Annotated in this window: 12 protein-coding genes and 1 pseudogene; 7 read left to right on the forward strand and 6 right to left on the reverse strand. The window is 66.5% G+C overall.

The genetic code is table 11. The features are described 5' to 3' along the window. Positions 1 to 75 precede the first annotated feature (75 nt). Positions 76 to 873, reverse strand: a complete 798-nt coding sequence (locus QFZ50_RS01095) for a nitrilase-related carbon-nitrogen hydrolase (protein ID WP_307081055.1) — start codon at positions 871 to 873, stop codon at positions 76 to 78. A 137-nt stretch (positions 874 to 1,010) separates the two neighbouring features. Between QFZ50_RS01095 and QFZ50_RS01100 the strand changes: the two genes are divergently transcribed. From QFZ50_RS01100 to QFZ50_RS01115, 4 genes are read left to right on the forward strand one after another with little or no spacing between them, the layout of a single operon-like run. Next, the gene (locus QFZ50_RS01100) at positions 1,011 to 1,184 is read left to right on the forward strand and encodes a hypothetical protein (RefSeq protein WP_307081057.1); all 174 of its coding nucleotides are present in this window, start codon (positions 1,011 to 1,013) and stop codon (positions 1,182 to 1,184) included. Further along, a complete protein-coding gene (locus QFZ50_RS01105; protein WP_307081059.1) occupies positions 1,181 to 2,638 on the forward strand; it encodes a purine-cytosine permease family protein in 1,458 nt (485 codons plus the stop codon). Before QFZ50_RS01100 ends, QFZ50_RS01105 begins: the two co-directional genes overlap by 4 nt. Then, positions 2,635 to 3,732 carry a Zn-dependent alcohol dehydrogenase gene (locus tag QFZ50_RS01110; protein ID WP_307081061.1) on the forward strand — a complete coding sequence of 366 codons (1,098 nt, stop codon included), beginning with the start codon at positions 2,635 to 2,637 and terminating at the stop codon, positions 3,730 to 3,732. Before QFZ50_RS01105 ends, QFZ50_RS01110 begins: the two co-directional genes overlap by 4 nt. A gap of 52 nt (positions 3,733 to 3,784) precedes the next feature. Further along, the gene (locus tag QFZ50_RS01115) at positions 3,785 to 4,405 is read left to right on the forward strand and encodes a TetR/AcrR family transcriptional regulator (protein ID WP_307081064.1); all 621 of its coding nucleotides are present in this window, start codon (positions 3,785 to 3,787) and stop codon (positions 4,403 to 4,405) included. A gap of 41 nt (positions 4,406 to 4,446) precedes the next feature. On the opposite strand, the gene QFZ50_RS01120 is transcribed toward QFZ50_RS01115, so the two are convergent. From QFZ50_RS01120 to QFZ50_RS01135, 4 genes are all read right to left on the reverse strand, one after another. Further along, positions 4,447 to 5,721 (reverse strand): Zn-dependent hydrolase, encoded by a 1,275-nt coding sequence (locus QFZ50_RS01120; protein ID WP_307081066.1) that lies wholly within the window; start codon positions 5,719 to 5,721, stop codon positions 4,447 to 4,449. Further along, positions 5,721 to 6,644 carry a choline/ethanolamine kinase family protein gene (locus tag QFZ50_RS01125; RefSeq protein WP_307081067.1) on the reverse strand — a complete coding sequence of 308 codons (924 nt, stop codon included), beginning with the start codon at positions 6,642 to 6,644 and terminating at the stop codon, positions 5,721 to 5,723. Before QFZ50_RS01125 ends, QFZ50_RS01120 begins: the two co-directional genes overlap by 1 nt. Beyond that, entirely contained in the window at positions 6,644 to 7,585 is a 942-nt protein-coding gene (locus QFZ50_RS01130; RefSeq protein ID WP_307081070.1) for a hypothetical protein, read from the reverse strand. Before QFZ50_RS01130 ends, QFZ50_RS01125 begins: the two co-directional genes overlap by 1 nt. Positions 7,586 to 7,729: 144 nt before the next feature. Continuing rightward, on the reverse strand, positions 7,730 to 8,536 hold the full coding sequence (locus QFZ50_RS01135) for a GntR family transcriptional regulator (RefSeq protein WP_307081072.1): 807 nt from the start codon (positions 8,534 to 8,536) through the stop codon (positions 7,730 to 7,732). Between the two features lie 258 nt (positions 8,537 to 8,794). Here QFZ50_RS01135 and QFZ50_RS18180 point away from each other — a divergent pair. The 3 genes and pseudogenes from QFZ50_RS18180 to QFZ50_RS01150 all read left to right on the forward strand — a co-directional run. Further along, positions 8,795 to 9,148: pseudogene (locus QFZ50_RS18180) on the forward strand (amidase family protein); the annotation flags it as partial. Between the two features lie 4 nt (positions 9,149 to 9,152). Further along, on the forward strand, positions 9,153 to 10,091 hold the full coding sequence (locus QFZ50_RS01145; protein ID WP_307081076.1) for an amidase family protein: 939 nt from the start codon (positions 9,153 to 9,155) through the stop codon (positions 10,089 to 10,091). Then, positions 10,088 to 10,867, forward strand: coding sequence for an inositol monophosphatase family protein (locus QFZ50_RS01150; RefSeq protein ID WP_307081077.1), 780 nt, complete (start codon positions 10,088 to 10,090; stop codon positions 10,865 to 10,867). Before QFZ50_RS01145 ends, QFZ50_RS01150 begins: the two co-directional genes overlap by 4 nt. Before the next feature lie 400 nt (positions 10,868 to 11,267). Here the strand turns inward: QFZ50_RS01150 and QFZ50_RS01155 are convergent, their stop codons facing one another. Continuing rightward, positions 11,268 to 12,977, reverse strand: a complete 1,710-nt coding sequence (locus tag QFZ50_RS01155) for an HNH endonuclease signature motif containing protein (RefSeq protein ID WP_307081079.1) — start codon at positions 12,975 to 12,977, stop codon at positions 11,268 to 11,270. Positions 12,978 to 13,103 lie beyond the last annotated feature (126 nt).

Here is a 13,103-nt window from a genome sequence, read left to right on the forward strand (position 1 = left end):
GTGCACGGGAAGGGATCCCGCGCTGGTCAGAATGTAGCAAGGGCCGCGGACATCATGGTGCAGGCGCCGGGAGGCTCAGGTGAAGAGCTCCGGCCGCCGGCAGGTCATGTAGGTGTTCAGCTCCCGGGCGCGCACCACGTCCGTTTGGTGCACGTCGGCAAACAGGAGTTCCTCCTCGTGCCCCGCGAGCCCGAGGAACGTCCCGTAGGGGCCGGCGATGCAGCTCAGCCCCGTGAAGTCGGGCGTGGTGTGGTTGGCGTAGGCGATGTAGACGCCGTTCTCGAGGGCCCGGGCCGGCACCAGCAGGGTCGAGATGCGGTCCGCGTTATAGGTGAGCTCCGGCGGGAGGCCCCCGACGTCGCCCGTGGCGGGCACCGCCGTCGGGATGAGGAGCGCATCCGCACCCCGCTGCGCCGCACTGCGGGCGAATTCCGGGAACTCGATGTCGTAGCAGATGCCGAGTGCGACGGTCAGTCCGTGGAGGGGCACCAGTTCCGGGAGGTCGTCGCCGGGGGAGAAGACCGACTGCTCCTCCGGGCCGAACAGGTGCGACTTGCGGTAGCGGGTCAGTTCCGCGCCCTGCCGATCGAACAGGGAGGCGCTGATGTGCCGCGCGGAGGACGTGGCGTCGACGCTCGATCCGACGAGCGCGATGCCGTGCCGCCGTGCGATGCCCGCGAGTTCGCCGCGGATGCCCTCTCCGTCCGACCCTGCCACGAGCGCGGGCGCATACCCGGTGGCGAACAGTTCGGGGCTCACCAGGATGACGGCACCCTGCCCGGCTGCGCGGGCGGCGTAGGCGTCGAGGCGGCGGAGGTTCTCATCGACCGCGTTGATAACCCCTGCAGCCTGCAGGACGGCTAGACCGGGCACTTTTACTCCCTCCGGACCGACCGTGAGTGCAGAAATCCCCATACAGATTTTCCCTGCGCCGATCCATTGACAGTCCCCATGATAGGCACAACGATGGACCCGAACCGAATGACTTTCGATTATTGGAGATGGGAACGATGGACGCTGCAGATGTCACAATCGCCGCCGATGTACAGCGTCGGCTCGCCGAGATCTCGGCCCACGAGCAGGGCGATCCGTCGCGTGCAGCACTCTCGAAGCGTGACCTCGCCCTGTTCGTCATCGTGACCCTCGGGATCACCCTGCTCGGGTTCCTGGTGCTGGCGCTGTGAGCACGGACCAGGGCCAGGGCGAAGCTACCGGCGAGAACGGGGGATCCCTCGGCTCGCTGCCGCTCCTCCGGGGAGAACGGATCTGGAACGGCGCCGATTTCACCGGCGTGAACATCAGCCTCGCGATCGCCACCTGGGCTTTCCTCGTCGGCGGGTCGACGGCGCTGCTCGTCGGCTTCCAGCAGGGCATCGCAGCGATGGTCATCGGCAACGCCATCGGCCTCGGGTTCATGATCCTGGCCAGCGTCGTCGCGAGCCAGCGCTACGGCGTCGAGCAGTACACCATCCTCCGGCCGGTCTTCGGCCTGGTGGGCGTGGGCATCCTCGTGTTCACCGTCATCCTGATCACCGAGATGGGCTGGTCGTCGCTGCTCGCGATCATGGTGGGCCGCGCCGTCACGCAGGTCTCCAACTCCACCTTCGGCACCGACTTCGGGCCCGAGAGCCTCATGGTCACGTTCTTCGCCCTCGTGGCGATCGCCATCTCCTGGTGGATCCTGTCCCGCGGGCCCGTCACCATCGGCCGGTTCAACAAGTTCATCGCGCCGGGCCTGATCGTCGTGACCGTGGCCCTCATGGTCTTCCTCGTCATCAACACGTCCTGGGACACGCTCTTCAGCGCAGCACCGCTCGCCCCGTTCGAGGACGACCGCCTCAACTTCGCGCTCGCCGTCGAGTTCAATGCCGGGGTGGGCGTCTCCTGGTACCCGGTCATGGGCTCCCTCGCCCGCCTGACGAAGACCCCGAAGGCCGCCCTCTGGCCCTCGTACACGGGCCTGCTCGGGGCCACCCTGATCGCGCAGATCGTCGGCATGGCCGCCGCCCTGACGCTCGGGGACTCCGATCCGACCGTCTGGATGCTGCCCTTCGGCGGACCCATCCTCGGTGCGTTCATCCTGCTGTTCATCGCCTTCGCGAACATCACGAGCACTTCGTCCATCGTCTACTCGACGGTGCTCGCCATCCGGCAGGCCAGCGGTAACCTGCTCGCCCGCGTCCGGTGGGCGTGGCTGTGCGCCGGGTTCTTCGTCCTCCCGGCCATCCTCGCCTTCTTCCCCGGGTTCATGTACCTGCGGTTCATGACGTTCGTGACCCTCAGCGGCGCGTTCCTGGCCCCGATGTGCGGGGCGATCATCGCCGACTACTTCGTGCTGCGCCGCCAGCGCGTCGCCCTCGAGCACCTGTACCGGCACCGGGGTGAGAGCCACTACCACTTCTCCGGCGGGATCAACTGGGCGGGGCTCGGCGCCGTCGCGGCAGGCGCCATCTTCTACCTGATGATCTACAACCCGGTCACCCTCACCACCCAGCCGGTCTTCGGCTACATCACGGCCTCGTTCCCGTCGGCGATCGTCGGCGCGGTGGTCTACTACGTGCTCGCCAAGGTCCTCTACGTCCGGAGCGGTGTCGGCGGCTATGCGGCCGCTGCCGAGAAGGTCGAGGGGCGCGCATGAGCCGCTCATCCCGTGCCGCCGTCCACCGCAGCGGGTCGCAGGACCTCGACCTGACGACGGTCGAGGTGGCCGATCCCGGGCCGGGCACCGTCCTCGTCCGCCTGGGCGCCTCCGGTGTCTGCGGCTCCGACCGCCATGTGCTCGACGGCGACTGGACACTGCCCTCGCCCACCGTGATGGGCCACGAGGGCGCCGGCACGGTCGAGGCGATCGGCGACGGCGTCACCGACGTCGAGGTGGGCGACCACGTGATCCTCTCCTGGTTCTACCCGTGCCGGCGGTGCACGGCCTGCCTCTCCGGGAAGTCGTATGTCTGCACGGGCAGCCGGTCCGAGGAGTGCCTGCTGCCCGACGGCAGCACCCCGCTCACGCTCGACGGCGACCGCGTGTTCCCGTATCTGACCGTCGGGTCCATGAGCGAGTACGCCGTCGTGCCCGAGGCCGGCGCCATCCGCATCCCCCGCGAGGTCCCGTTCGACGTCGCGAGCCTCATCGGCTGCTCGGTGGCCACGGGGTTCGGCGCCGTGGTGAACGACGCCGAGGTCGACGCCGGCACCTCCGCCGTCGTCGTGGGTACCGGAGGTGTGGGCCTCTCGATCATCATGGCGCTGCGGCTGGTGGGCGCGAACCCGATCATCGCCGTCGACCTCAGCGAGGAGAAGCTCGCGGCCGCGCAGGAGTTCGGTGCCACGCACATGCTCGTGCCGTCGGAGGACCTGGCGGAGGAGATCGCCGCGATCACCGGGGGAGGCGCCGACTACGCCTTCGAGGCGATCGGGCGGGTCCAGACCATCGAGTCCCTTCCTTCCCTGATCGCGGCGGGTGGCAAGGCCGTCATCGTGGGCCTGCCGCCGGAGGACAGCCCGGTCTCCATCGACGCGCTGCTGCTGGCCGAGAGCGGCAAGTCGCTCATCGGCTCCAACTACGGCTCGACAGTGCCCGGACGGGACTTCCCCCGCCTCGCGGCGCTGTACCTGGCGGGCAGGCTGCCCGTGGACCGGCTCATCTCGGACCGCATTAGCCTTGATGAGGTGAACGAGGCGTTCGACGCGATGCGCCGGGGCGAGCGCGCCCGGAGCGTGATCGTGTTCTGAGGACGACGCCGGAACTACGGGAAGCGGCCTGGCCGCGTGTGTCAGGGGGAGCATGGGGCGGCCACGCCAGGCGATTCTGTCGCCGGAGAAGATCTACCGGGCGGCGCTGGAGCTGGTGGACGAGTTCGGGGACTTCACGCTGCCGGGGCTGGCGAAACGACTCTCCGTCAGCCCGTCGTCCATCTACCACCACGTGCAGGGGCGCCCGGAGATCATCAACGGGATCCGGTCCGTCATCGGCTCCGACGCCCTGGCGTCGGGGGACTTCTTCACCGCCGGCCCGGCATGGCAGGACCGGGCCGCTGCATGGGCCCGGAGCTACCGCACCGCGCTGGGTCGCCATGCCAAGGCCATCCCGCTGCTCGTGGGGGAGGCGGTGACGGACACCGCGACGCTCGAGATCTACGAGCATCTCGCCGCGGTGTTCGTGGAGCAGGGCTTCGCGGCAAACGACGTGGTGGTGGCCGTGACGGTCCTCGACAGCTTCATGCTGGGATCCGCCCTCGACCTGGCGTCGCCGGAGACCGCCTGGCTCGCCGATCCGGATGCCCAGCCCGCGCTGTACGGGGCGTTCGCGGGCGCGTCGCTGGGCGGGCCGCGCTCCGACCTCAGCTTCGAGGTGGGAGTGGCGGCGATCATCGCCCACCTCGAGGCGCTGGTCGCGCAGACCTGACGACTCATCGGCCCTTGATGCGGGCGGCGACAGCACGCAGATCAGGCGCTGTCACGCGAAGCGGTGTCCCGCTCGTCCGTGGGGCTCGTCGCGTACTCCTTCCCCAGACTCTCCACCGCCTCGACCATGAGGCTGAGCCCATTCACCAGATCCCTGTCCTCCGTCAGCTCGTGGCGATTGTGGGTGTGTCCGCCCACGCTGGGAAGAAAGAAGAGCAGGCTCGGTACCGCGGAGTTCATGACGAGGGCATCGTGGCCCGCGACGGTCTTCATGCGACGGCTCGACAACTGACAGCCGGCCGCTGCCCGTTCCAGGATCTCGGGACCCTTCGGCCACATGCGCGTGGTCTCACGCAGCGACTCGGCAGTGACCACCAGGCTCGCTCCTGTCATCCGGCCGATCTCCGCCAGGGTCTTCTCGAGCTCGGCCCGCGCAGCGATGAGGATCGCGGGGTCGTCGGACCGCAGCTCGACCTTCGAGCGGACCTCGGACGGGGTGCAGTTCGGGGAATCGGGAGTGATCCGGAGCGAACCGACCGTCGTGTGGAGTCGACCTCCGGGCTGGTCGAGGCCCATTTCGCGCACCGCAGTGACCAGCAGCGCTGTCGCGTACAGCGCGTCGACGCGCTCCTCCATGGGGGGCGGACCGGTGTGTGTCTGCACGCCGGAGACCTGGACGTCCAGCTTCAGGGCGCCCCACGCACCCTCCACGACACCGATGTCCACACCCTCGCGTTCCAGGATGGACCCCTGTTCCACGTGGACCTCGAGGTAGGCCGAGGGGAGGGGAACCTCGTCGGTCCCCAACGCGTCGATTGCGGCCAGGCAGTCTCCTAGCGTGGCCCCGCGGGAATCCGTCGCGCCCAGGGCGGCCTGGATCGGTACGCGGCCGGTGAAGACGCTGCTACCGAGCACGCTCGGCTGGAACCGGGCGCCTTCCTCGTTCGTCCAGTTCACCACGCCCAGGTTGAAGGGCAGTTCGCCCGATCGGATCTTCGGCTCGAGAACGCGTGCAGCCCACAGGGCGATCACTACACCGGTCTGTCCATCGAACCGTCCGCCGTCCGGCTGGGAGTCCAGGTGTGAGCCGAGAAGGATCGTTGGCCGTTCACCCGGTGGGAGGACGAACCCGAACAAGTTCCCGATGGCGTCACGCGCCACCGTGTAGCCCCGTTCCCGGAAGCTCGAGATCAGCAGGCTCCGGGCTGCACCATCCTCCGGTGTCCCGGTCAGGCGATGGAGGCCACCGTTCTTCGCTCCGATCTCCGAGAAGGCACTGAAGGTACGCAGGAACCCGTCCCGGTCGTCAGCGCCCATCAGATCAGATCCAGCCACTCTTCGAACTGGGGGTGCTTCGACACCAGGAAGCTCCGGTAGAGCTTCCACGTGCCGTACTTGTAGTAGTCGAATTCCTCATCGCGGACTGCATTGTTGATCAGGCCCCACAGCCCCCACTTGGTGTCCGCGATCATCCGGCACACCATGACGCGGGCGAAGAACGGTTCGTCGTCCTCGCCCCGGTAGCGACGCACGAGAACCCGGGTGTCGTCCACGCTGGTGAACATCTCGGTGAAGAGAAGGGCGAGCTCATACGTCACTTCGTTGTTGGCTGCGTAGTCGAAATCGACCAGCTTCACCGATCCGTCCTTTCCGAGCAGGAAATTGCCCGGCATCGGGTCATTGTGCGCGGGGACAAGGGTCAGCCCGGAGGCGCGGAAGCGCTCAGCCGCGCGCTCATAGGACCCGACGACGTCGTCTGCCCAGGAGGGCAGGGCGATCGACGAACCGCGGACCTGGTCCAGGTGCTCGTCCACCATGTCGAGCATGGTCTTGGTCTGGGGCAATGGCGGCGTCTTGTGCCACGCCTGGTAGATGTCGATGATCTTCTCCAGCAGTTCCATGCTCTGGAAGTCGAGGGTCGTCGCGGTCCGGAAACCCTCCCCGAGGAACTCGGAATACTCGATCCCCGTCGTGGCGTCGAAGAACAGGACACGAGGGCTGATACCGGCCTCCGCCGCCTGGCGGGCGGCCGCGTTGGCCACCGATCGGTCGATGAACGCCTCCGTGCCCGGGCCGGGGATCTTGGCGAAGATCTCGTGCTCGACCCCGGCGATCGACAGCCGGAAGTTGTGGTTCGTCAGGCCCCCCGGCACCGGGTTCACGGTCGGCGCGGACCCTGCCCAGTCCGGGTTGCGGCCGGAGCTGTCCGAGAGTGTTTCGACGTCGGTCTGGGTAGTCATCAGGACAGTTCCTTCTCTAGTTCGGTCATGAAGCGACGGTCGGCAAGGGCGACTTCGGCGAGGGTCATGTGCCAGAGTCCGTACTTGATGGAGTCGAGGTTCTCGTCGGGGTCGGTGGCCGCACGCAGGGAGGCGAGCAGGGACCACCGCAGGTGCTCGATGAGCGCGATGAGCTGGACCACCGCGATGTCCTTCGCCGTGGCCTCGGGAATCACCTCCCGGATCAGTGCCTCCGAGCTGAGCACCGTGGGGCATGCCTCGGAGACCAGGAGGGCCGTGTCATGGACCTGGGACAGCTGTGCGGCCGAGCCCCAGCCGACGATCCTGACCTCGCCGTCCCGATGGACCATGAGGTTGGATGAGGTCGCCTCGCCCTGCGAGGGTCGGAATTCGACGCCTTTGCGGTACTCGAGCAGTACCTCCCTGAAACGCAGCAGGTGCTCGATCGCGGTCGTGACCCGCGGATCGAGAGCTACGCCCCGATCGCGGCACTCCTCCTCGAGCTGGGTGAGCTCCGCGATGGGACTGCGCGGGGCGAGGTTCAGATCGAGTGCAGCGAAGGCCCGACGCTTGCTGAGGAGGTTCACGCGGAACTGAGGGTCCGCGTAGTAGTCCAGGCGGACCACGCGCCAGTCGTTCGCCAGATCCTCCACGAGGAGGATGCCGGTCTCCTGGTCGGAGGCGTAAACCTTTGGGCCGATCCCGTGCTCACCGGCCGCCACTGCTGCCTGCATCATGCCGTGGCGGTTGCGCCAGGACCACGCATGGCGACTCATCACCTTGGCGATGACCCGGCCGTGTTCCTCGCTGTCGCCGCGGATGAGCGTGTTATCCGAGGCCCACCAGCTGGGGGAGGGCAATTGGGGGATGGGGTCGGACCACTGGATGTCCTTGAGGTCATGCATCCGGGTGAATTCCGACAGTCGTTCCTGAACAGGCATAGACGTTCTCCTCTGATGGTTGGGTACGGTTCCGAAGCTGTTGTTCTGCGGTGGTGTAGTCCGCGGGGGCGACGACGTGCACGCGCGACATTCCCTGCGCTGCCAGGGAGGTTCCGATGATCACCACGGCGAGTCCAGGGATCTCTAGTGGAACTGAGCGGATACATGGTGCTCCCCGTCATCGTTGAGCCCGGTGCCATCGGCGTATCGGTTCGCCGTGTGGGTGAGGGTGGTGACGGTGGCGTTGAACAGGTCATGGGACAGCTCGACGGGTACACCGGATCCGTCCCGGGAGATCCGATCGATGTCGAACAGGGGAGTCCCGATGGTGACCTTCAAGAGTTGGGCGACGCTCGCGCTCGCCCGGGAGATGTTGATGGTTTCGTCCACGGCCGCCAAGGTCACGCCGTAGTCCCGCTCGAACAGCTCGTACAGCGAGTTCAACGAGCGATCCAGCAGGTTCGGGAACCGTCCGGCCGGCAAGGTCATCTGCTCCAGCGAGAGCGGCTCGGAATTCGCCAGGCGCAGGCGCAGGATGACGAGGACCCGTGCGCCGGGAGGAAGGCCGAGACGTGCGGTCTCCGTGCTGTTGGCACCGCGTTCCTCGGTTCTGAGCACGCGGGTGGTCGAAAGAATTCCCTGCTCGTTTAGCAGCGCCGGGATGCCCTGGATCCGGTGCAACTGGCGATGCACCTTGAAGGGAGCATGAGGGTCCAGCCCTTCCAGGAGCATCACGGGATGCTCCTGCCGGACAAGAGTCCCGCCGTTGCGGCCCACACGACGTTCCACGACGCCCTCGCTCTGCAGCCACTCGAGGGCCTTGCGGAGGGTCCCGCGGGCCACGCCGAGTTGCAACGCCAGGGCTCTCTCAGCCGGGAGCCTTGATTCCCCGCGGTCATTCAGTTCAGCCATCAGCATCAGGAGACGATCGACGACGACATCGATCCTCATTGGTGCATCTAAATGGACCATTGAATTCCCTCGGCGGCGAGTTTCGCGGAATTGTCGCCCAGTATATGATCTGGATCACACCCGCTGTCTATACGCTCTTCATCTCGACCCGCAGCACGAGGAGCCGCAATGGCCGTAGTGCCGCCACGTTCGCTGGCCGAAGTGCGTGAGAATTCTGGCGCTGGATCCGGGACTCGTCTCTCCCCGGTATCCGCATCCGTGGAGATCGCACGCGATGCGATGCGGGATCTACGCGCCATGACCTGTGTGGTGGAGGGCCTGGGTGCCTCGGAGGAAGAGGCTGATGCGGAGCCCGCTCTTACGGATCAATTCCATGGACCATTGCACGGTGTCCCGGTCGTCGTGAAGGACAGTTTCCACGTCGTCGGTCTGCCGCGATGGCACGGCAGCGCTATTCATTCGGGTTCTTTGTCCCGCTTCGACTCGGCGCCGGTCGCCCGGTTGCGCGAGGCGGGAGCGGTGATCGTCGGAAAGACTGCGATGTCCGAACTCGGCCTGATCGCGTCGGGCAACAGCTCCCAGTTCGGGGACACGCTCAATCCGTGGAACACCGCGATGTCACCCGGAGGCTCCAGTTCGGGAACCGCTGCCGCCATTGCGTACGGAGTCACTCCTGTCGGCCTGGGCACGGACATCGCGGGCAGCGTGCGCCTGCCCGGCTGCACAGTGTGGCATCGTCGGCTTCAAACCGACGCAGGGCACCGTCCCCTATGCCCCTGCCAGCAACTGGCGTTCGGCCGGTCCGATGGGCACGACCGTCGCCGACGTACGCGAGATCTTCGACGTCGTCTCCCGCCATGACGAATCCGACCAGTGGTCCTTCCCCTACGACCTGGCAGAACGGCCGTCCCGGTACGCACCGGCCGACGTGAAGGGACTCAGCGTCGGTGTCATCGACTGGCCGGGTTACGGGCCGCGGATGGATGCCGAGACCCGCGCCCTGTTCGAACGGCTCCTCGAGTCACTGTCCCACGCCGGTGCACGTCTGTCCGAGCACAAGCCGGGCATCACCGACGCCGACTTCGAGGACCTGGACCTGTGCCTCACGACACGGTGTGAAGCCGAGGTGCGTTCGGCGCCTCCGGACCGCCGCTCGCAGTTGCTCCCGGCCGTAGCTCGGTGGGCGGCCTCCTCCCCGCCCCGTAGCGCCGCTGACCACTACGACAGCCTGGAGCGCCTTTCCGCGCGGGCCGTGCACCTCCTGGCAGCCGGCTCCCGCTTCGATCTGCTCGTATCCCCGGTGATGGGTGTCCATCAGTTTCCAGCCGATCACTTCGGCCCCGACACGACCATGCCGCTGCTGTACCACGCCAACTACACCGCCTGGTTCAATCAGACCGGTCAGCCCGCGCTGAGCCTCTGCATGGGGTTCTCGCCCGGCGGGATGCCCATCGGTGTCCAGGTGGTCGGGCGACGCCGGACAGACGGGTGGCTCTTGGACGTCGGTCAGAGCCTGGAAGACCTGCTCTCGGTCGAACGGGAGTGGCCGGGGCCAAGCCAGAATCAACGAACTCCGACGAGGGACGCGACATGACCATCGATGCACGGTTCCAGAATGCCCTCAGTATCCTCGAGGCGGGTGCGGACATGGCTCGTTCCTGGTTCGACGAAGCACATTTCCGGGTCGAACAGAAAGACGATGGAACGCCCGTCACGGAGGCCGACCGCAGCGTGGAGCAACACCTCCGCGACGAGCTCTCACGTCACTTTCCCGATGACGGCCTGCTGGGTGAGGAATTCCCGGAGGTCGAGGGGACGTCCGGCGGCCGCTGGATCATGGACCCGATCGACGGCACCAAGTCCTTCATCCACGGTGTGCCGCTGTACTCCACACTCCTGGCGTACGAATCGGCGCAGGGAGTCGAATTCGGCGCCATTGCCCTGCCCAGCCTGAATCGTCTGGTCTACGCGCAGTCGGGCCGCGGATGCTTCGATGGGCAGGGCCGGCAAGTGAACACCTCGAGCCGCCGAGAAGTGCGAGAAGCCTACGTGCTCTCGACGTGGCTCGAGGACTGGCCGCTGGACCTCGTAGCCCGGATCCAGACTCAGGACGGCATCATCCGTACCTGGGGTGATGGATTCGGCTACGCGCTCGTTGCTGCCGGACAAGCGGATGCGTTGCTCGACTTCACGGTCTCGCCCTTCGACGTGGCTCCGATGCCGGTCATCATGAAAGAGGCCGGGGGGATCTTCACCGACTTCGACGGCCTCGATTCGATCTACTCCGGAGTAGGTCTGGCCTCAGCCACGCGCGAGCTGCATGATGCCCTGCTGCGGGGTATCGCGGAGTCTGTCGGTTCACCAGCGTAGGACGTCAGGGATTAACACGCCTGCTGTGCACCGCCATCACGAGCTGCTCTGCGACAGATCATCGGCGAGGCGGAGCAGGTCGGCACCCAGCTGGCGGGCACGATCGGCGACGGCTCAAGCTTCAACAGTCGAAGCAGCTCTCCATCGCCCGGCACCGCCCGGATCTGTCGCTTACCGGAGGTGATCTGCACTCACGCCGCGCGGAGAGTGGCAAGTCGCTCATCGGCTCGAACTACGGCTCGACCGTGCCCTGACCGGATGTCCTGCGTCTGGCTGCGCTGTACCTCGCGGGGCGGCTGCCCGTGGACCGGCTCATCTCGCACCGGATGGGCCTCGACGAGGTGAACGAGGCGTTCGACGCGATGCGCCGGGGCGGGCGTGCCCGGAGCGTCATCGTGTTTTAGAGGACGACGACGGCGGCTGGTGTGGCTGGGGCGGCCGTCGGTGAGTACAGCAGTGGGGCGCTCGCAGCAGATCGTCCACGTTCGGCGTTACGAAGCTGCTCGTGGACGGCTTCCTCCACCTGCCAGTACGTATTTCTTCGGGGACTCCGGTCCGGGTCGAGGTATCCCGGCGGGCTGAACCAGGGGATGCCGTGCTTCGATTCGACGTTCCAGTCCCCCTCGTGGATCACGTGATGATGACGCGAGCACAGGAGGACGCCCTGGCTGATACTCGTTGTTCCACCTTTGGCCCAGGGCGTTATGTGGTGGGCCTCGCACCAGGGTGCCGGAATCGAGCAGTCGGGGAAGGCGCAGCCCTTGTCCCTCGCAACGAGTCCGCGGCGCAGATGCGCGGGGAAGAGGCGTTGTGCCCGCCCGAGGTCGAGGATCTGACCCTGTCCGCCGAGGACCATCGGAATGATGTCTGCATCACAGGCCAGCCTGCGGATGCATCGTGCGCTCATCTGCTGCCCGAACACAGCGTGCCCGGCACGTCCCATCTCGCCCACGAGGTCGGAATAGCTGATTGTCACCATGACCTGGGGCCGATGTCCGCCTGCTGCGGGAAGCCTGTCGGTCGACAAAGCGATCCTGCAGGCGGCAACCAGTCCGTCGAGGAGGCTCTGTGGTCGTGTCGGCCGGTCTGTATCACCCGCGCTGACGTCAGCCACATCGGCGTCGTCCCTCTCGCTCTGGCGCCCGCCCGTGGAGCATCCACCGGCATCACCCGTTTCGTTCTCGCCATTCATCCCGTCGGCTCGGTCTCGATCGCCGGCCGGATCCTCGTTGTTCTGAAGGGTGGCCGCTTTTGCCCTCGGGTTCGTCGCAGTGTTCATGACGGTGACCAGATGCTCGAACTGCTCGTCGGTGGCGCCGATCTCCAGGAAATGCAGACCGTTGCGCCTGCCCCTGAGGAAGACACCCTGTCGTGCCTTGAGGACCTTCTCGGTGGGTTCCTGCCCGTCCTGGTTGAGCACGCCCTCCCACCGTCGTGCCAGGACGCGCAGGAGATCCTCGTCCGATTCGACTGCCTGCCGCGTGAGGTGGTGCTCCATCGAATCGAGTTGCACCGGCGTTGCAAAGGACCGCACTCGTTGCACTGCATCATGAATGATCGATACAGCGCGTCCGCTGACCACGCCTGCGCTCGCTGCAGCACCGAGGGCGCTCATCGGCGCCGGAGTGGCAGAACCGAATGCGGTGGTCTCGGGCAGAAGGCTTGCCGCGAGCCTCAGCCGGCGATTCGCTTCGCTGTGGCTGATGCCGAGTCTGCCTCGCAGAAAGTCAGCACATGTCTTGAACTCCGGGAGGAACCTGTCATTGTTCCGCTGTTCGGCACCTGCTGACCTACTCCCGCAGGCACCCCCGGAGACGTCGTCCTGCACTGTCGACAGGCTTTGCTGCGCCCGCACGAGGAGGGAGTCGGAAGCCTCCTGCTCCCCGGTGCCGGCGACGCCGTGGTCCTGAACAGCTCGAGCGGCAACGATCTGGAGATGATCGATGATCTTCGAGAGGTCCTCGATGTCCTCGAGCGCTCGCACCACGTCATGCTTGCTGAGGAGAAGGTGACGCTCGGTCAGCTCCTGCGCGAAAGCGAGCAGTTCCGACCGCATCGATTCCAGGGGGCTACCCGTTCCCTGGGGGTGCGCGAGCGGTGCGATGTCCATGCCTCATTTTATCGAACACCCGTACTATTACTGAGGGCGCGGACTCATTGTGGAGGAGAAGTCGAGCACTGTTCCTCCACAGCCGTCGGCTGTCGTCGCCGATCGCGCCATCGACTCGTTGTACCG

It is taken from the genome of Arthrobacter agilis, assembly GCF_030816075.1.
Classification (GTDB): domain Bacteria; phylum Actinomycetota; class Actinomycetes; order Actinomycetales; family Micrococcaceae; genus Arthrobacter_D; species Arthrobacter_D agilis_E.